The organism is Burkholderia sp. YHN3-13, from assembly GCF_055810675.1.
This window is the reverse complement of the sequence record NZ_JBVVNQ010000002.1, coordinates 571095-587973: the sequence shown is the minus strand read 5'-3', so window position 1 is coordinate 587973 and position 16879 is coordinate 571095. Positions and strand designations below refer to the sequence as shown.

20 protein-coding genes and 1 pseudogene are annotated in these 16879 nt (G+C 68.5%); 10 read left to right on the top strand and 11 right to left on the bottom strand.

The window, feature by feature from the left end; genetic code table 11:
- Nucleotides 1-11: 11 nt before the first annotated feature.
- Nucleotides 12-1001 (bottom strand): alpha/beta fold hydrolase, encoded by a 990-nt coding sequence (locus AC0KUR_RS07555; protein WP_473375631.1) that lies wholly within the window; start codon nt 999-1001, stop codon nt 12-14.
- A gap of 317 nt (nt 1002-1318) precedes the next feature.
- Here AC0KUR_RS07555 and AC0KUR_RS07550 point away from each other — a divergent pair, with 317 nt between their 5' ends.
- The 7 genes from AC0KUR_RS07550 to AC0KUR_RS07520 all read left to right on the top strand — a co-directional run bounded on the left by AC0KUR_RS07550 (nt 1319) and on the right by AC0KUR_RS07520 (nt 7766).
- Entirely contained in the window at nt 1319-3340 is a 2022-nt protein-coding gene (locus tag AC0KUR_RS07550) for a sigma-54-dependent Fis family transcriptional regulator (RefSeq protein ID WP_473375630.1), read from the top strand.
- A gap of 314 nt (nt 3341-3654) precedes the next feature.
- Nucleotides 3655-3729 carry a pyrroloquinoline quinone precursor peptide PqqA gene (gene pqqA, locus AC0KUR_RS07545; protein WP_006485436.1) on the top strand — a complete coding sequence of 25 codons (75 nt, stop codon included), beginning with the start codon at nt 3655-3657 and terminating at the stop codon, nt 3727-3729.
- Between the two features lie 61 nt (nt 3730-3790).
- The gene (gene pqqB, locus AC0KUR_RS07540; protein ID WP_049035953.1) at nt 3791-4714 is read left to right on the top strand and encodes a pyrroloquinoline quinone biosynthesis protein PqqB; all 924 of its coding nucleotides are present in this window, start codon (nt 3791-3793) and stop codon (nt 4712-4714) included.
- A gap of 2 nt (nt 4715-4716) precedes the next feature.
- Entirely contained in the window at nt 4717-5436 is a 720-nt protein-coding gene (gene pqqC / locus AC0KUR_RS07535; RefSeq protein WP_049035954.1) for a pyrroloquinoline-quinone synthase PqqC, read from the top strand.
- Entirely contained in the window at nt 5433-5714 is a 282-nt protein-coding gene (gene pqqD / locus AC0KUR_RS07530; RefSeq protein ID WP_049035955.1) for a pyrroloquinoline quinone biosynthesis peptide chaperone PqqD, read from the top strand. Before pqqC ends, pqqD begins: the two co-directional genes overlap by 4 nt.
- Before the next feature lies 1 nt (nt 5715).
- Entirely contained in the window at nt 5716-6855 is a 1140-nt protein-coding gene (gene pqqE / locus AC0KUR_RS07525; RefSeq protein WP_473375629.1) for a pyrroloquinoline quinone biosynthesis protein PqqE, read from the top strand.
- A 212-nt stretch (nt 6856-7067) separates the two neighbouring features.
- Nucleotides 7068-7766 carry an energy transducer TonB gene (locus AC0KUR_RS07520; RefSeq protein WP_473375628.1) on the top strand — a complete coding sequence of 233 codons (699 nt, stop codon included), beginning with the start codon at nt 7068-7070 and terminating at the stop codon, nt 7764-7766.
- Between the two features lie 18 nt (nt 7767-7784).
- Here AC0KUR_RS07520 and AC0KUR_RS07515 read toward each other — a convergent pair whose 3' ends face one another.
- Nucleotides 7785-8123 carry a helix-turn-helix domain-containing protein gene (locus AC0KUR_RS07515; RefSeq protein ID WP_006493567.1) on the bottom strand — a complete coding sequence of 113 codons (339 nt, stop codon included), beginning with the start codon at nt 8121-8123 and terminating at the stop codon, nt 7785-7787.
- A 78-nt stretch (nt 8124-8201) separates the two neighbouring features.
- Between AC0KUR_RS07515 and AC0KUR_RS07510 the strand changes: the two genes are divergently transcribed.
- Both AC0KUR_RS07510 and AC0KUR_RS07505 read left to right on the top strand, forming a co-directional pair.
- The gene (locus AC0KUR_RS07510) at nt 8202-9101 is read left to right on the top strand and encodes a hypothetical protein (protein WP_473375627.1); all 900 of its coding nucleotides are present in this window, start codon (nt 8202-8204) and stop codon (nt 9099-9101) included.
- A 207-nt stretch (nt 9102-9308) separates the two neighbouring features.
- Nucleotides 9309-9539: a hypothetical protein gene (locus tag AC0KUR_RS07505; RefSeq protein WP_034186208.1), complete on the top strand. Its 231-nt coding sequence runs from the start codon at nt 9309-9311 to the stop codon at nt 9537-9539.
- An 85-nt stretch (nt 9540-9624) separates the two neighbouring features.
- Here AC0KUR_RS07505 and AC0KUR_RS07500 read toward each other — a convergent pair.
- From AC0KUR_RS07500 to AC0KUR_RS07480, 5 genes and pseudogenes are all read right to left on the bottom strand, one after another.
- Nucleotides 9625-9750: pseudogene (locus tag AC0KUR_RS07500) on the bottom strand (helix-turn-helix domain-containing protein); the annotation flags it as partial.
- Complete coding sequence (locus AC0KUR_RS07495; RefSeq protein WP_175026750.1) at nt 9747-10625, bottom strand: alpha/beta hydrolase; 879 nt, start codon at nt 10623-10625, stop codon at nt 9747-9749. The pseudogene AC0KUR_RS07500 and the gene AC0KUR_RS07495, both read right to left, overlap by 4 nt.
- A 110-nt stretch (nt 10626-10735) precedes the next feature.
- The gene (locus AC0KUR_RS07490) at nt 10736-11476 is read right to left on the bottom strand and encodes an alpha/beta fold hydrolase (protein ID WP_069705501.1); all 741 of its coding nucleotides are present in this window, start codon (nt 11474-11476) and stop codon (nt 10736-10738) included.
- A complete protein-coding gene (locus tag AC0KUR_RS07485) occupies nt 11473-12279 on the bottom strand; it encodes a DinB family protein (protein WP_473375626.1) in 807 nt (268 codons plus the stop codon). Before AC0KUR_RS07485 ends, AC0KUR_RS07490 begins: the two co-directional genes overlap by 4 nt.
- Nucleotides 12280-12384: 105 nt before the next feature.
- Nucleotides 12385-12816 (bottom strand): YciI family protein, encoded by a 432-nt coding sequence (locus AC0KUR_RS07480; protein ID WP_034186059.1) that lies wholly within the window; start codon nt 12814-12816, stop codon nt 12385-12387.
- Nucleotides 12817-13023: 207 nt separating this feature from the next.
- Here AC0KUR_RS07480 and AC0KUR_RS07475 point away from each other — a divergent pair, with 207 nt between their 5' ends.
- Nucleotides 13024-13254 carry a hypothetical protein gene (locus tag AC0KUR_RS07475; RefSeq protein ID WP_034186060.1) on the top strand — a complete coding sequence of 77 codons (231 nt, stop codon included), beginning with the start codon at nt 13024-13026 and terminating at the stop codon, nt 13252-13254.
- A 45-nt stretch (nt 13255-13299) separates the two neighbouring features.
- Here the strand turns inward: AC0KUR_RS07475 and AC0KUR_RS07470 are convergent, their stop codons facing one another.
- From AC0KUR_RS07470 to AC0KUR_RS07455, 4 genes are all read right to left on the bottom strand, one after another.
- Nucleotides 13300-13539: a hypothetical protein gene (locus AC0KUR_RS07470; protein WP_301742272.1), complete on the bottom strand. Its 240-nt coding sequence runs from the start codon at nt 13537-13539 to the stop codon at nt 13300-13302.
- Nucleotides 13536-14960 (bottom strand): MFS transporter, encoded by a 1425-nt coding sequence (locus tag AC0KUR_RS07465; protein WP_034186062.1) that lies wholly within the window; start codon nt 14958-14960, stop codon nt 13536-13538. Before AC0KUR_RS07465 ends, AC0KUR_RS07470 begins: the two co-directional genes overlap by 4 nt.
- Before the next feature lie 152 nt (nt 14961-15112).
- Nucleotides 15113-15874: an ABC transporter permease gene (locus AC0KUR_RS07460; protein ID WP_034186063.1), complete on the bottom strand. Its 762-nt coding sequence runs from the start codon at nt 15872-15874 to the stop codon at nt 15113-15115.
- Between the two features lie 3 nt (nt 15875-15877).
- Nucleotides 15878-16822, bottom strand: a complete 945-nt coding sequence (locus AC0KUR_RS07455) for an ABC transporter ATP-binding protein (RefSeq protein WP_473375625.1) — start codon at nt 16820-16822, stop codon at nt 15878-15880.
- Between the last annotated feature and the right edge of the window lie 57 nt (nt 16823-16879).

The following is a 16879-nucleotide window of genomic DNA, read 5'->3' as shown; positions in this document are numbered from 1 at the left end:
GCGCGGGGCCGTCAGGTCAACGGCACCGTCGCGAACATCGCATGCGCGGCGCGTGCGACGCTGCGCGCCAGCGCCGGGTCGCTGGCCAGATGCCCGGCCCGCACGCGTTCGATTTTCGCCTCGGGTACGGCCCGCGCGAGGCGCTCGACGTTGCGGACCGGGCAAACGGGATCGTGTATCCCGTGCGCGGCGAACAGCGGCACCTGGGCCTGGGCGGCGCGTCGCGCGAGCGCGAGCACGCGGCGCTCGCCGAGCCAGCAATCGCGTTGCAGGTAGTGCGCCTGGATCCGGTATTTGTCGATCAGCCGCCCGACGGTCTCGTTCGACCGGATCGTGCGGACGGGCGAGCGGCGCGTGCGCGCCGATGCGAGGAGGGCGTTTTCATAGGCGTGCCACGCGAGCGCCACCGCGCGCTGTCGGGCTGCGCTTGCGCCGCGGCGCAGCCGCTGCGCGCAGCGCGCCAGCAGGCGTTCCGGCTGGCCGCCGCCGGCTGCCGCATGCAGGCGGCGCCATTCGCGCGGGGCACGTGTGCGGGACGTCACGAAGAGGCCGCGGACTTCGCGTCGCGACGTCAGGAACAGGCCGCGCAGCACGACCCCGGTCACCCGCTCCGGATGCGTGCCCGCATACGCGAGCGCGAGCGCGGCGCCCCACGATCCGCCGACGACGCCCCAGCGTGCAATGCCGAGCTGCGCGCGTACCGCCTCGAGATCCGCGATCAGCCGCGCGGTGTGGTTGTGACGCGTGCCGCCGCGCGGCCCCGACGCGCCCGCGCCGCGCTGGTCGACGAGCACCACGCGCATGCGCGCGAGGTCGAACAGCCGCAGGATGCCGGCCTGGCTGCCGCTGCCGGGCCCGCCGTGCAGCACGACGACCGGGTGGCCCTGCGGGGCGCCGGCCACGGCGAACGCGATCGATTGCGCGTCGCGATGCAGGTGCCGGCGAACGGGCATGGCCGGCGAGGCGGGCGATGGCGTGGAGCGAAGCGGGCGGCGTGTCATGTCGATGGGGTTCGCGCGGAATAGGAACGGTAACCGTCGGCGGCCGGGCAGTCGCCGGGCCTGCCCTGCGACCAAGCGAGAAGCGAGCCAGCGGCGCGCCGGCCGCGAAGATCCGGATTCGCACGGGTAGTCACGCGGCGGGAAATCACGGTATCACGCAGGCAGGCCGTCGCGCGACGCGACACGCCCGGCCGTGCCCGGACGGCTGATTACATTGTCCTTTCATGAAGTTGCGTGGCGTCGGCGTGGCCCGATGCTTGCTTGCAATGACGGCAAAGAGTCCGGCAGTTGACCGGAAGGATCCCCCGGAGGAGACAATGCGCGATGACGTAGAGCAGGCGGCCGGGTCACGGGCCGTGCATCCCGCTGGCTGGCCCGCGCCGTCGATCCAGAAGGCCCATGAGCGCTCGGAGACATTCGGCCTGCAGGTATCGGCGCGGCCCGATTACGACGTGCTGTCGACCTCGGCGCTGGTGCTCAAGCGCGAGCAGAGCCGGGTGCTGTGCGTGCACGCGATGCCGGTGATGGAGACGCTGCACGAACAGATCGTCAATACGCAGAGCATGATCGTGCTCACCGATGCGGAGGGGCTGATCCTGCACTCGATCGGCGACGACGATTTCCTGCGCCGCGCGGAAAAGGTCGCGCTGCGCCCGGGCGCGAACTGGGCGGAGAACCGGCAGGGCACCAACGCGATCGGCACGGCACTGGCCGAGCTGTGCCCGATGGTCGTCCACGGCGACCAGCACTTCCTGGCCGCGAACCGCTTCCTGACCTGTTCGAGCGTGCCGATTCTCGATCCGTACGGGGATGCGATCGGCGTGCTCGACGTGACGGGCGATCACCGCAGCTATCACCAGCACACGATGGCGCTCGCGAAGATGTCGGTGCAGATGATCGAGAATCACCTGTTTACGACGACGTTTCAGGAAACGCTGCAGGTATCGTTCCATGGCCGCCCCGAGTTCCTCGGCACGCTGATGGAGGGGATCGTCGCGTTTACCGCCGACGGGCGCTTCCTGTCGGCCAATCGCAGCGCGCAGTTCCAGCTCGGCATGCCGCTCGCCGTGCTGCGCGCGCACACGCTGTCGTCGCTGTTCGACGTCACCAGCGCGCAGCTGATCGACCGCATGCGCGCGAGCACCGACCGGCACCTGATGCTCAATCTCGGCAACGGCGCGGTGGTCTGCGCGCGCGTGCACTTCCGCCGCGCGACGCTCGCCGAAGGCAGCCGGCCGACGGACGTCCACGATGCGGGGGCGCCGGCCGCGCGCGCGAACGCGGTGCCCGCGCCGGCGGCGGGCACGTCGGCCGGCCTGTCGCGGCTCAACTATCTCGACACCGGCGATGCGCAGGTCGCCAGCGTGATCGCGAAAGTGCGCAAAGTGATCGGCAAGGACATTCCGATCCTGATCACCGGCGAGACCGGCACCGGCAAGGAACTGCTCGCGCAGGCGATCCACAACGACTCGCCGCGCCGCGACGCGCCGTTCGTCGCGGTCAACTGCGCGTCGATTCCGGAGACGCTGATCGAGTCCGAGCTGTTTGGCTACGAGGAGGGGGCGTTCACCGGCGCGCGCCGCAAGGGGGCGATCGGCAAGCTGCTGCAGGCGAACGGCGGCACGCTGTTTCTCGACGAGATCGGCGACATGCCGTATCCGCTGCAGGTGCGGCTGCTGCGCGTGCTGCAGGAGCGCCTCGTCAACCCGCTCGGCTCGACGAAGACGATCGCCGTGGATATCGCGATCATCTGCGCGACGCACCGCGACTTGCGCGACATGATCGCGCAGAACCGTTTCCGCGAGGATCTCTACTACCGGTTGAACGGCCTCGTGGTGCGCCTGCCGCCGTTGCGCGACCGCACGGATCTCGCGGTCGTCGTGCAGAAGATGCTGCAGCGCGAAGCGTTCGCGGGCCCGGGGCGTCCGCCTTTGTCCGTCGCGCCGGACGTGATGGCGCTGTTCGTGCGCTGCACGTGGCCTGGCAACTTCCGCCAGCTCGGCAACCTGCTGCGGACGGCGGCGGCCATGGTCGACGACGACGGCGAAATCCGCCGCGAGCACCTGCCGGACGACTTCTTCGACGACCTGCGGCGTGGCGATGCGCAGGCCGCGCCCGATTCGTCCGCCGCGGCGGCCGCCGGGCCCTGTATCGTGGATGCGTTGCCGGCCGCCGACGCGCGGCTGCAGGACGTCGCCGCGTCCGCGATCGCTGCCGCGCTCGCCCGTCACGGCGGCAACGTGTCCGCCGCGGCGCGCGCGCTCGGCGTCTCGCGCAACACGATCTACCGGAAGATGCCGGCAGCCGACGCGGGGCGCCCGCCGTCGGACGAAAGCTGACGCGCAGCCGTCGCGCCGGGCGCGGCCTGTCACAGCCGGTGTGTCAAGTTGCAACACCGGTGTTCAACGATTCAACACCTGTCACCACTCGCGGACATCGCGCCGCCGGGGTGGCGGCCCGCATTCGCGCGAATCGTGTCGGCCATTCGTAAGGATTGCGCCCCGATCCCCGGACGAGGGCCGTCTGCCGCCGCCGCACCGCCGAAATACGGCTTCGGCACGCTCCTTGCTGAAGAGTAACCGACCGCTCGATTGCCGCGGTCGTTCGACTCATCCAGCAACGCATCAATCCTCAACTCGACAGGAGACACACCATGCAGTGGACGACACCGTCTTACACCGACCTGCGCTTCGGCTTCGAAATCACGATGTACATCGCCAACCGCTGATCGCCGCGCGTGCCGCCCGCTTCGCCGTGGTCGGCGCGGGCGGTCTCGGGAGCTGACGCCCATGAAGATCAAGATACTCGGCTCGGGAGCCGGCGGCGGCCTGCCGCAATGGAACTGCAATTGTGCGAACTGCCGCCGTGCGCGCAGCGGAAGCGGCCACGTGCTGTCGCGCACGCAGTCGTCGATCGCGGTCAGCGACGACGGCATCGACTGGGTTCTGGTCAACGCATCGCCCGACATTCTTTCCCAGTTGCGCGCGGCGCCGGACCTGCAACCGGCGCGCGCGATCCGCGACAGCGGCATCGCCGCCGTCGTGCTGTGCGACGCGCAGATCGATCACGTGACGGGCCTGCTGATGCTGCGCGAGCGCTCGACGCCGCTGCCGCTCTACGCGAGCGCGCCGGTACTCGACGACCTGTCGACCGGCTTGCCGCTCGTGCCGCTGCTCGGCCATTACTGCGGCGTTGCCGCGCACACGATCGTGCCCGGCGAGCCGTTTGCGGTGCCGGCGGCGAGCGGGATCCGTTTCACCGCGATTGCCGTCGACAGCAAGCCGCCGCCTTATTCGCCGCGGCGCGCGTCGGCCGCGCCCGGCGACAACATCGCGCTGTCGATCGAAGACGTCGCGAGCGGGCGGCGCGCGTTCTATGCGCCGGGGCTCGCGTCGGTCACCGACGACGTGCGCGCGGCAATGGACGGCGCCGATCTCGTGCTGGTGGACGGCACCTTCTGGACCGGGACCGAGATGATCGATCTCGGCCTGTCGGGCAAGCACGCGTCCGACATGGGACATCTCGCGCAGTGCGCGGAACACGGGCGGCCCGGCATGATCGACTGGCTCGACAGGTTGCCCGCGCGAACGCGCAAGGTGCTCACGCACATCAACAACACGAACCCGATTCTCGATCCGCATTCCGTCGAACACGCGCACCTGCGCGCGCATGGCATCGATGTCGCGCACGACGGCATGCAATTCCAGGTCTGACGATGAACGCACCGATCCCCGCTACGGCGTTGCACGCGACGCCCTGGACCGCGACCGAATTCGAGGCGCGCCTGCGTGCGCTCGAATCGCGCTATCACATCCATCATCCGTTCAACCGGCGGCTCAACGGCGGCGCCTGTTCGCCCACGCAGATTCGCGGCTGGGTCGCGAACCGCTTCTACTACCAGATCTGCATCCCGCTCAAGGATGCGGCGATCCTGTCGAACTGCCCGGATCGCGAGACGCGGCGCCGCTGGATCCAGCGGCTGATCGACCACGACGGGCAGGGCGACAACGCAGGCGGCATCGAGGCGTGGGTGCGTCTCGGCGAGGCATGCGGTCTCGAGCGAGACGAACTGTGGTCGCTCGAACACGTGCTGCCCGGCGTGCGTTTCGCGGTGGATGCGTACGTGAACTTCGCGCGGCGCGCGCCATGGCAGGAGGCGGTGTGCTCGTCGCTGACCGAGATGTTCGCGCCGCAGATCCATCTCGACCGGCTCGCGGGCTGGCCGTCGCATTACCCGTGGATCGAGCCGGCCGGGCTGCATTACTTCCGCAGTCGCGTGCCGCTCGCGCAGCGCGACGTCGAGCACGGGCTCTCGGTCACGCTCGCGCATTTCACGACACCGGAAGCGCAGCAGCGCGCGCTCGGCATTCTGCAATTCAAGCTCGACATCCTGTGGTCGATGCTCGACGCCGTCGAAAAGGCCTACCCGTTATGAATGCGATCGAAGCCGCCAGCGGCGTGCCGCTGCGCCCCTGCCTCAGGGGCATGTACCGCCTGCAATGGGAGGCGGCCCAGGAGGCGTACGTGCTGCTCTATCCGGAGGGCATGGTCAAGCTGAACCCGAGTGCGGGCGAGATTCTCGCGCGCTGCGACGGCACGCGCGAACTGGACGACATCATCGGCGAGCTCGAGCGCCTGTTCATGCAATCGGATCTCGCGACCGACGTCTACCGTTTCCTCGATCATGCGCGACTGCGCGGCTGGCTCGACTGACATGACGTCCGACACCTCCCGTCCGTCCGCGCCGCTGTGGCTGCTCGCGGAACTCACGTACCGCTGTCCGCTGCACTGCGCGTTCTGCTACAACCCGGTCGACTTCGCGACGCACGGCGCGGAACTCGACACCGACACGTGGCGCACGGTCATCAGCGATGCGCGCGCGCTCGGCGCCGCGCAAATCGGGTTCTCGGGCGGCGAGCCGCTGCAGCGCGGCGACCTCGAGACGCTCGTCGCGCATGCGCGCGGGCTCGGCTTCTATACGAACCTGATCACGTCGGGCATCGGGCTGAACGTCGCGCGCATCGAGCGGCTCAAGGCCGCCGGGCTCGACCACATCCAGTTGTCGCTGCAGGATTCGACGCGCGAGCTGAACGATTTCCTGACCAGCACGCGCACGTTCGAACTGAAGCGCGACGTGGCGCGGCTGATCAAGGCGCACGGCTACCCGATGGTGCTCAACTGCGTGCTGCATCGCTACAACCTGCCGCATGTGGGACAGATCATCGAGATGGCGCTCGACCTCGGCGCCGATTACCTGGAGCTCGCGAACACGCAGTACTACGGCTGGGCGATGCTCAATCGCGACCAGTTGATGCCGGCCGTCGAGCAGGTGCGCGAGGCCGAGGATACGGTCAACCGCTATCGCAAGCTGATCGGAGAGCGCTGCAAGATCCTGTTCGTCGTGCCCGACTATTTCGAGCGCCGCCCGAAGGCCTGCATGAACGGCTGGGGTTCGGTGTTTCTCGGCGTCGCGCCGGACGGCACCGCGCTGCCGTGCCATGCCGCGCGGTCGCTGCCGGGGCTCGCATTGCCGAACGTGCGTGACCGGTCACTGCGGGAAATCTGGTACGACAGCGACGCGTTCAACGCGTTTCGAGGCGACGACTGGATGCGCGAAACGTGTCGCACGTGCGACGAGCGGCATGCGGATCACGGCGGTTGCCGGTGTCAGGCATACCTGCTGACGGGCGATCCGAACGAGGCCGATCCGGTGTGCGAGAAGTCCGCCCATCACGGCCAGGTCGAACAGGCCGTGCAGTTCGCGCGACGTCGCGCGCCGCGCGACGAACGGCCGCTGGTGTTTCGCAGCAAGGAGAATTCGCTCGCGCAAGGCGGCGCGGCGTGCGACGGCTGACGGGGCGCGGTCAGGACGAGCGCGGGTGAGGCAGCGCGACGCAATGGATGTCTGAACGATCGATACGCAGTCCTCCGGATATATCTGGCGCAATTTCGCGCGCAACGAAAGCTGAACGCGGGACGGAGTGCGTGATGCGTGCGGCTGATGCGGGTATTCGAAGGATGAACGGGGCGCGCGGCGCCCTCCACGATCGCGTCGACCCTGGCGGCGTGCGTATCGCGTTGGCGATCGCCGCGACCTGTGTGCTGCATGTGGGCGTATTGATCCTGCTCGCCCGCGAACCGGCCGTGCGCGGCGTGACCGTGCAACGCCGGGTGATGGTGGCGACGCTGATTGCGCCGGCACCGGCAGTGCCGACGGCGGCGGCTGCCGCGGCGAATTCGAGGGCTGCGTCGCACGCGATGCATCGCACGGTGTCCGCGCCTCGCTCGTCGGTGAGCAGCAAGCTGCCGACGATCCAACCCGCCGCACCGGATCGAACCCGGCCGCCGGCACGCGATGCGGCGGCGCCGTCGCCGCCCGTGCCGTCCGCGACGGCAAGCGAGCGAAGCGTCACGCCGCACGACGACGCGCATCCCGACACCAGGCAGGCACGATCCGAATCGCAGACCTCACCGGCGCCCGCGACGCCGCGCTTCGTCGCGCATCCCGACTGTGCGCTGGCCACCCCCGGCTACCCGCCGCAGTCGTTGCGTACGGGCGAGCACGGCACCGTACTCGTCGAACTGGTAACCGATGCGGCCGGCCGGGTGGTCGCTGCGCGTGTCGTGACCGGCAGCGGTTTTCCGCGCCTCGATGCGGCGGCGCGCGACGCGGTGCTGGAGAGCCGCTGCGCTGCGCAGGTCGAGAACGGCACGCCGCTGCCGATACGGGCGCGCGTGCCGATCACGTTCACTCTCGATGAATGACCGGGCACTCTGGCGACATCACCCGTCATCCGCCTTCGCCTGCAAATCCTTCAGCCCCTGGATCACGACCAGCAGCGCGCGCCCGTGCTCGTCCGACCCGTCCCACGCGTCGACGATCGCGTCGCGCAGCAGGTCGTTGTAGCGCCGGCGCGACGGCTCCGTATCGACACCATAGAAACTGCATAGCTTGTTGAATGGGGCGCTGCGGCGCAGCCGCCGTCCGTTCGACAGCCGCAGGCGCGACACGGTCGGCTGGCTTACCCCGGAAAGTCGCGCTATTTCGCTGGACGAGCGTGTGTCTGCCAGCAGGCGGCGCAACAGGTCTTGAACGGGAAAATCTTGGTCCGGGGCTTCCATGCGATGCATTATACCTATACAGTTACGGCTGTTGAATGGGCTTGCTGTCACCAGCGAGGCTGTATCCCGAGAAAGTTGATGACACTGAAACACCTCCCTCCCACGTTCTGCTGGACCAAGATCGGTACCGAGTCCGGCGAGGAACTGCCGACCGTCGTGCTCCGCAAGGAATGGGAGCGCCGGCTCGGGGGCGGGCGTTTTCTGTGGGGCATCAACCAGCCGCTCGGCAGCAGCGCGCAAGTCGCCGCGCATCGCACGGGCTCGTTGCTCGCGTTGTTTTCGCCGGTCGCGTCGCGCCCGCGCGCGGGCGAGCGCAAGGACGCGCTGCTGTGGAATGCATGGGTCGACGCAAGCGGGCAGGTGCGGCCGTTGCCGCCGCATACGTTCATCGCCAGCCGCTCGACGTTGCCGTCGGGCCGGCGCCGCGAACAGCACTACGCACTCGTGTGTGCGTCGTCCACCGCGCTGACGGTCGGCACGCAGTTGCGCGTGTTTCCCGATCATCTGCGCAGCGTGAGCACCGGCAAGCCGCTCGGCGCCGCACAGGGTGCGGCCGTGGTCGATTGCGTCGGGCGGGCGAGGGAGCAGACGGGCAAGAGCTATCCGCTCGCGTTGTCGGTCGAGCTCGAAGCGCCGTATTTCGTGCGGCTCGCGCAGCCGTGCGTGCTGAAGGCGCGCGATCTCGCGGAAGTGAACAAGGCCACGCGCGCGGGCGATTTCGATCGCTTCGTCGAGCTCGTCGCGCGCCTGCGCGGCCGTTCGCCGACGGACGCCGTGCGCGGCGTCACGCGCGATCTGTTCGACGTGCCGCCGATCGAAACGGCGGCCGCGTATGTTGCGCCCGCCCATGTGGCGCGTATGCGCAACCGGCCGGCCGTCGAGCATCCGCGCGATCTCACCGGCGATCTGTTCGACCTGTCGCCGGGTGAGGCGGCTGCGTTTGCAGGGCTTGCGCATCCGCGTATCGGGCGCGCGTGACGCCAGGCGCGCGGCAGGCCGCGCAAGAATTTGTTGCAATCTCGCCGTGGCGGATCGGCGAGCGCAGAGGGACAATCGGCACGAAGCGCGCTGCGCGGCGGCCGATGCGTCGATACGCGATGGGTCGTGGTTCACGCCGCCGACATGCGCACCACGTACACTGAGCGTCGGCGTGCTTCACACTGCAATCCTGAGGGAGGAGTGTCGATGTCGACCCACATCTGTTCGCGGGAAGCGCAGGCCGCACAGCGCTTCGTCGAAGCCACGCGCAACGTCGATCAGGCGTTTCGCGCGGTGCGCGGCGAAAGCGACGACGACGGTTCGTCGGCCGAATACGCACGTGCGATGTCGCGCCTCGATCGCGCGCTCGACGAACTGGCGCGTGCACAGGAATGCTTCGATCGCGTCGTCGGCGCGGACGCCACGCACGGCAACTGACCGATCCGTTTCCGCCGTTGTCTTCGCACGCCGGGCCGCGTGCGTACCGCTTCATGCGAGCGGGTTGCCCGGCCTGTCAATCCATCATCGTGTAACCGAGTGCCGATTGCGGCACGCCGAGTCGGGCGGCCGCACGCGTGAAGCTGCGCTCGCGCGTGACGGCGACGAAGACAGGCAGGCCTGCCGGGTTGTCGCGCGGCGCGTGCGTCAGCCCGCGCGCGTCATGCCCGGCGCGGCAGGCGCGGGGCGGTACGCGTAGCCGCGATGCTGGAACGACGTCGCGAAGAACCGCATCTGGTAGCGGATCGCGTTCGCCCAGTAATCCCAGGTATGACCGCCGGGCCGTTCCGTATAGTCGTGCGGCACGCCGAGCGCGACGAGCCGTTCGTGCAGCGTGCGGTTCGAGTCGACGAATGAATCGTCGCGACCGCAATCGATCGTCAGGTCGAGATGCGCACGGACGAACGCGCGCGCGCTTTCGACGATCACGTTGCGGTTCCAGAACGACGGATGGCGCACGGGATCGCCGAACACGTGGTCGATGCCCGGCTCGTCCGCGCAGCAGCGCGGATCGACCGCGCCGCTGATGCTGCCGACCGCGCCGAACGTGTCGGGCCGGTCGAGTGCGATGCGCAGCGCGCCGAAGCCGCCCATGCTGAGCCCGGTGATCGCGCGCGCGTGCTGCGTCGCGATCGTGCGGAAATGCAGATCGACGTAGGACACGACTTCGTCGCCGATGAAGGTTTCGTAGCGGCTGCCCGAATCGAACGGACTGTCGATGTACCAGCTTTCGTGTCCGCCGTCGGGCATCACGAGGATCGCGTGATAGCGGTCGGCCAGCGCGGCGATGCGCGTGTTCGACGTCCAGTCGGTATGGTCGCCGCCGGAGCCGTGCAGCAGATAGACGACCGGATAGCGTTCGTCGCCGCGGTTGCCGTGCGTGTAATCGTCGGGCAGCACGACGGTCGCCTTCAGCGTCTCGTGCATCGCGGCGCTCGGGATCGCGACGACCCGCGCGTGAAACGCGAACGCAGGGCTCGTGACGGCGAGCAGCAGAAGCAGCCAGAAGGTACGTGCCAGGTTCATCGATCCTCGCATGTGTCGACTCGGTCCGGCGCCGGGCACCGGGAAAACCCTGTTCAGGCGACTCTAGCAACCGTGCCTTTCAGACAAATTTCGGTGAATCCTACGGGTTGTCAGGTGGGCGGCGCGGCTACGATGCGCTCGATGGCGGCGCGAAACGCATCGGGCTGCTCGGCCGCGATCAGGTGACCGCAGCCTGCGATCGTGTCGAAGCCCGCACAGCGCGCGAGCGCCCAGTCGGGCACGTGCCAGCCCGCGCGCGAGCGTTCGCCGGCGACCAGCCAGACGCCGTGACGCTCGAAGACTTGCGCGAGCGCCTGCAGGTAGCCGGGAGCGCCGGTCGTCGCGACCACCGAGCGGCCCATCGCGCGCAGCGTCGATGCCGGCTGATGCGCGAGCCAGCGGCGTGCGGCGTCGAGCTGGCTCGGCGACGGTGCGTCGATCGCGCCGCGCAGCCAGTCGAGCGGGGCGGCGCGCAGGCCGTCGAGCATCGCGTCGGCCTCGTCGGGCGTCATGCGGCCGACCGCCGCCGACCAGAACGCATCGTCGAGCGTGAAGTTGCCTTCGACGTTGACGACACGCCGCACGCATTCAGGATGTGCATGCGCGAACAGCATCGCGATCGCGCCGCCGACCGAATGGCCGACGATATCGACCGGCTGCGCGCCGAAATGCGTGGCGACGGTCCGGCGCACGTGTTCGACCTGTGCGGCAAGCGAGATCGCATCGAACGGGGTTGCGCGATGCGCGCCGTAGCCGAGCAGGTCGGGCGCGAGATGCGGGCCGTTCCATCCGCGCACGTCGAACGTGCCGATGAAACCGTGAATGAAGACGACGGGCGCGGGCTGGGTCATTCGGCGGATACGGAGGGCAGGGGCGGCAACGCGAGTTCGGCGAGCAGTTCGTCGAGTTCGAGCATGTGCGTGCGGTCGTGGTCGAGCAGTTCGCGCACGAGTTCGTCGAGCGACATCCGGCGGATCCCGTCGCGCAGCCCGCAGCGCGCGCGTTGCGACGGTTCCAGCGCGGCGGCCGTGGCGCACAGCGCGGCGCGACCCGATCGGAATGCGTCGACCGCGGGGGCGAGCGGCTGCGCAAGATAGTCGCGCTGCGCGGCGAGGGCGGTACCGTCGACCGACTCGATCACGGGCAATTCGGCCGTACGCACGACGTCGATGCGCTCGGCGAACACGGCGTCGAGGTCGCGCAGGTGGTACGCGTGTTCGACGAGCGAGAAGCCGGTATCGGTCGGGCGGCGCGTGCGCAGCGCGACCGGCACCCGCGCGGCATACGCGGCGAGCCGGTCGGGCATGCGGGCCAGCGCGGCGGCGACGTCGGCGAACGGCAGCCGCCGCGGAAACGGGCTGAACACCGCACCGTAGCTGAACAGCGCGCCGCCGAGCCGCCCGCGCGCCTGCACGACCTCGTGACCGTGACGGCGCATGACTTCCGCGACCATCGCGCCGCAGAACTGGCGAGCCGTCGTGTCCGCTTCGATTTCGGGGAATTTGCGCGCGATCTCGTCCTGGATCGCGCCGATCGCGGCGACGCCGACGCGCGACAGCGCGGCGAACTCGAGATAGCGCTCGGGCTGTTCGATCAACGCTTCGAGCTGGGCGCCGAGCGCGGTCGTGCGGAAACGGTCGAAACGGGAATGCATGACGAACGGGTTTCGATTAGTAACGTATCAAAACGATACGTTACTAATCGGGTGCTCGTCAACCGGCGTCTCCGGACACGCGCGAGGCGCGTGCCCGCCTGCTGCTCAGGATTTCTGCCGCGCGTCGACTTCCGCGCGCATCCGCGCTTCCTGTTCCTTCAGTTCGGGGGTGAGCGCGTCGCCGAAATCCTCGGCTTCGAACAGCGGGCGGATCTCGATGTCGGAGTCGCCCGGCATCGGGTTCGGGCAGCGCTTCACCCATTCGACGGCTTCTTCCATCGATTTCACCTGCCATAGCCAGTAGCCGGCGACGAGTTCCTTCGTTTCGGCGAACGGGCCGTCGACGACGGAGCGATGCGTGCCGGAGAAATGCACACGCTTGCCGTGGCTGCTGGGGCGCAGCCCGTCCGCGTCGAGGAGGATGCCGGCCTTGACCAGTTCCTCATTGAAGCGACCCATTTCGGCCATGCTTTCGGTGTCGGGCATCCGGCCGGACTCGGAATCGGCGGTGGCTTTGACGATGACCATGACGCGCATTGTCGTATCTCCTGAAAAATGAATGAGGGAACCGCCGGCCGCATCGACGGCAAAACGATCGGTTACGACAACACGACGTACGAGAAGGACGCGTATCGACAGCGCGCGCGAAGCATTTTCCGTGAAGGGCGAACTGGCGGCCGCCGCCGCGGAGCGCATCACCAAAACTGGTATGCTGATCTTCACCACGTTGACGCGGAGGGTGCCATGGCTGCTAAGGAAGTCTCGAAGAAGAAGTACCTGAAGATCCTGAACAAGCGCCTGCGTGCGGAACCGGCCGCGCCGGCCGGCGCGTCGTTTGTGTTTTTCCCGCTGGGTGCGAAGGCGAAGCACGCGACCGGTGTCGTGTCCGGCGACACGCGCAGCAAGCGCGAACTGGCCGTGATGGCCGCGGTCCAGCGCAAGGCGGCCGAAGAGTTCGTCGTCGCCGGTGCCTGACCGGCACCGGCCGCACCCTCATCGTTGAATTGCCGCCTCCGCGGCTTACGCGGCGGCGGCTTCGCAGTGCGCGATCGTCGCGCCGGGTATCGGCAGGAAGAGGCCGAGATCGGGTGCCGGGATCCGCCGCGGCGCGTTCGCCACGCGCGCGAGCGACGGCAGGTCGTCCGGGCGCCGGATCGATTCGAGGATGACCGGCCACGGGCGCGAAGCCTGATGGCTGACGCAGCGGCCGGGAACGGCGCTGAACGCGTTCCCGGCCTGAAAGCGAACCCCGGCGATCACGACACTTTATCCGCCGCCGCCGCCGGATACCGGCCGCTGCCCCCGGCCGCGTCGCCGGCCGCCAGTTGTTCCAGCGCGAGGCCCTTCGTCTCGATCCCGAGCGTCCACACGGCGATCGCCGCCGCGACGAACGACAGCGCGCCGAGCGTGAACACGCCGCCCTGGCCGAAGATCGGCAGCACGACACCGACCACGTAAGGCCCGATCAGCGAACCGACGCGTCCGATCGCCGACGCGAAGCCCGACCCCGTCGCGCGCGCGCCGGTGCCGTACAGTTCGGGCGTGTACGTGTACAGCGCGGCCCACATCCCGAACAGGAAGAACTGCATCGCGAGGCCCGTGACGATCAGCAGCGTCGTGCTGCCGCCGTACAGCGCGCTCTGGCCGTAGGCATACGCCATCGCGCCGCCGCCGATCAGCGACGCGATGCAGGTCGGCTTGCGCCCCCAGCGCTCGACGAGCCATGCGGCGCACAGGAACCCCGGCACGCCGCCCAGCGAGATCAGTACCGTATAGAACACCGATTTCGTGACTTCGAAGCCGGCTTGCTGCAGCAGGGCGCCGAGCCACGACGTGAGGCCGTAGAAACCGAGCAGCGCGAAGAACCACAGCAGCCACACCATCACCGTGCGGCGACGGTACACGCCGCTCCAGATCTCGCGCAGCGCGCCGTGGCCCCGTGCGACGACCGGTTCCGCGAGTCGCGACGGCGGCGGCAGCGTCGTGACGCCGGCCGAGCGCATCACTTTCGCCTCGATCGCGTGCATCACCGTGTCGGCTTCCGCGTGCCGGCCCGCGTGCTCGAGCCAGCGCGGCGATTCGGGCACGATGCGGCGCACGACGAGCACGAACACCGCGGGAATCGCGAGCAGCGCGAACACGGTGCGCCAGCCGAACTGCGGCAGCACGAAGTACGCGACGACGCCGGCCGTGATGAAGCCGAGCGGCCAGAAGCCGTCCATCAGCGCGATCAGGCGGCCGCGCTTCTCGGTCGGCACGAACTCGGACAGCAGCGTCTGCGCGACCGGGAATTCCATGCCCATCCCGATGCCGAGCAGCACGCGGTAGACGATCAGCGCGTCGACGCTCTGCGCGGTCGAGCACAGGTACGACGCGGCACCCCACAGCACCATGCTCCACTGGAACACGGGCCGGCGGCCGAAGCGGTCGGCGAGCAGGCCGGCGACGGCCGCGCCGAGCACCATCCCGAAGAAGCTCGCGCTCGCGACGAGGCCGGCGGCCGCGGTCGACAGCCCGAACTCCTTGCGGATCGAGCCGAGCACGAACGTCATCGTGCCGAGGTCGACCGAGTCGAAGAAGAACGCGATCGCGATGATGAAGAAGATGCGCTTGTGATAGCCGGAGAACGGCAGGCGTTCGAGCCGGGCGGCGGCGGAGACGGGAGCGGTGGCGGCGGGCATGGCGTCCTCTGAAATGAAAAAGGGGCCGCGCAGCGCATGCTCCAGGGCCCCGATGCTTCACGTTCAGTAGACGCGACCACAAACTGCCGCATCAGAGGAAAAACGCCGCCTGCTTGCCCAAATGCGTCATCGGCGCGGCGGCGCGTGCGCCGTCAATTCTTCAGCTTGTATCCGGTGCGGAACATCCACGCGACGATCGCGAGCAGGATCACGAGGAACAGCCCGGTCGCGGCGAGGCTGATCCACACGTGCACGTCGGCCAGTCCGTAGAACGACCAGCGGAAACCGCTGATCAGGTAGACGATCGGGTTGAACAGCGTGACGACGCGCCATGCGGGCGGCAGCATGTCGACCGAGTAGAAGCTGCCGCCGAGGAACGTGAGCGGCGTGATGATCAGCAACGGCACGAGCTGCAGCTTCTCGAAGCTGTCGGCCCAGATGCCGATCACGAAGCCGAACAGGCTGAACGTGATCGCCGTCAGCACGAGGAACAGCACCATCCAGAACGGATGCAGGATGTGCAGCGGCACGAACAGGCCGGCCGTGGCGAGGATGATCACGCCGAGCAGCATCGACTTCGACGCGGCCGCGCCGACGTAGGCGATCACGATCTCCCAGTACGACACGGGCGCGGACAGGATCTCGTAGATCGTGCCGGTGAAGCGCGGGAAGTAGATGCCGAACGATGCGTTCGAGATGCTCTGCGACAGCAGCGACAGCATCACGAGCCCCGGCACGATGAACGACCCGTAGCCGATCCCGTTCACGTCGCTGATGCGCGAGCCGATCGCGGAGCCGAACACGACGAAATACAGCGACGTCGAGATCACCGGCGCGATGATGCTCTGCATCAGCGTACGGCGCGTGCGGGCCATTTCTGCGCGGTAGATCGCGCGGATTCCATGCCAGTTCATGCGTCAGGCTCCTTGCACGCCGTTGCGGCGGTTGTCGATCAGGCTGACGAAGATGTCCTCGAGCGAGCTCTGCGTCGTGTGCAGGTCGCGAAAGCCGATGCCGGCCGAGCCGAGCGCGCTGATCAGTTTCGCGATGCTCGCGTCGTCGCGCTGCGAGTCGTACGTGTAGACGAGCGCGGCGCCGTCGTCCGCGCGTTCGAGCCCGAATGGCGCGAGCGCGGGCGGCACCTCCGCGAGCGGGTGCTCGAGTTGCACGGTCAGCTGCTTCTTGCCGAGCTTGCGCATCAACTCGCGTTTTTCCTCGACGAGCACGAGCTCGCCGCCGAGGATGATGCCGATCCGGTCGGCCATCTCTTCGGCTTCCTCGATGTAGTGCGTGGTCAGCAGGATCGTCACGCCGCTTTCGCGCAGCGAATCGACGAGCTTCCACATGTCGCGGCGCAGCTCGACGTCGACGCCGGCCGTCGGCTCGTCGAGGAACAGGATGCGCGGCTCGTGCGACAGCGCCTTCGCGATCATCACGCGGCGCTTCATGCCGCCCGACAGCGTCATCAGCTTGTTGTCGCGCTTGTCCCACAGCGACAACGCCTTCAGCGTCTTCTCGATATACGCGGGATCGGGCGCCTTGCCGAACAGCCCGCGGCTGAACGACACGGTCGCCCAGACGCTTTCGAACGCGTCGGTGGTCAGCTCCTGCGGCACGAGGCCGATCATTTCGCGGGCCGCGCGGTATTGATCGCGGATGTCGTGACCGCCGACCGTCACGCGGCCTTCGGTCGGCGTGACGATGCCGCAGATCGAGCCGATCAGCGTGGTCTTGCCGGCGCCGTTCGGCCCGAGCAGCGCGAAGATCTCGCCGGGGCGGATGTCGAGGGTCACGTGCTTCAGCGCCTGGAAGCCGGACGCGTAAGTCTTGGAGAGGTCGGAGACGGAAAGGATCGGTTGCATGCTCACGGGTGGTACGGCCGGCCGGCGCGACGCCGCGCCGCGCGTGCCCGGCGTCGC

Bases quoted from the DNA above. Each gene is read 5' to 3' on its own strand.
- AC0KUR_RS07510 (WP_473375627.1), top strand. From the start codon at position 8,202: ATGACACTGAAACACCTCCCTCCCACGTTCTGCTGGACCAAGATCGGT.
- AC0KUR_RS07490 (WP_069705501.1), bottom strand. From the start codon at position 11,476: ATGACCCAGCCCGCGCCCGTCGTCTTCATTCACGGTTTCATCGGCACG.
- AC0KUR_RS07455 (WP_473375625.1), bottom strand. From the start codon at position 16,822: ATGCAACCGATCCTTTCCGTCTCCGACCTCTCCAAGACTTACGCGTCC.
- pqqE (WP_473375629.1), top strand. From the start codon at position 5,716: ATGACGTCCGACACCTCCCGTCCGTCCGCGCCGCTGTGGCTGCTCGCG.
- AC0KUR_RS07480 (WP_034186059.1), bottom strand. From the start codon at position 12,816: ATGCGCGTCATGGTCATCGTCAAAGCCACCGCCGATTCCGAGTCCGGC.
- AC0KUR_RS07505 (WP_034186208.1), top strand. From the start codon at position 9,309: ATGTCGACCCACATCTGTTCGCGGGAAGCGCAGGCCGCACAGCGCTTC.
- AC0KUR_RS07460 (WP_034186063.1), bottom strand. From the start codon at position 15,874: ATGAACTGGCATGGAATCCGCGCGATCTACCGCGCAGAAATGGCCCGC.
- pqqC (WP_049035954.1), top strand. From the start codon at position 4,717: ATGAACGCACCGATCCCCGCTACGGCGTTGCACGCGACGCCCTGGACC.
- AC0KUR_RS07495 (WP_175026750.1), bottom strand. From the start codon at position 10,625: ATGAACCTGGCACGTACCTTCTGGCTGCTTCTGCTGCTCGCCGTCACG.
- pqqB (WP_049035953.1), top strand. From the start codon at position 3,791: ATGAAGATCAAGATACTCGGCTCGGGAGCCGGCGGCGGCCTGCCGCAA.
- AC0KUR_RS07515 (WP_006493567.1), bottom strand. From the start codon at position 8,123: ATGGAAGCCCCGGACCAAGATTTTCCCGTTCAAGACCTGTTGCGCCGC.
- AC0KUR_RS07465 (WP_034186062.1), bottom strand. From the start codon at position 14,960: ATGCCCGCCGCCACCGCTCCCGTCTCCGCCGCCGCCCGGCTCGAACGC.
- pqqD (WP_049035955.1), top strand. From the start codon at position 5,433: ATGAATGCGATCGAAGCCGCCAGCGGCGTGCCGCTGCGCCCCTGCCTC.
- AC0KUR_RS07475 (WP_034186060.1), top strand. From the start codon at position 13,024: ATGGCTGCTAAGGAAGTCTCGAAGAAGAAGTACCTGAAGATCCTGAAC.
- AC0KUR_RS07550 (WP_473375630.1), top strand. From the start codon at position 1,319: ATGCGCGATGACGTAGAGCAGGCGGCCGGGTCACGGGCCGTGCATCCC.
- AC0KUR_RS07485 (WP_473375626.1), bottom strand. From the start codon at position 12,279: ATGCATTCCCGTTTCGACCGTTTCCGCACGACCGCGCTCGGCGCCCAG.
- AC0KUR_RS07555 (WP_473375631.1), bottom strand. From the start codon at position 1,001: ATGACACGCCGCCCGCTTCGCTCCACGCCATCGCCCGCCTCGCCGGCC.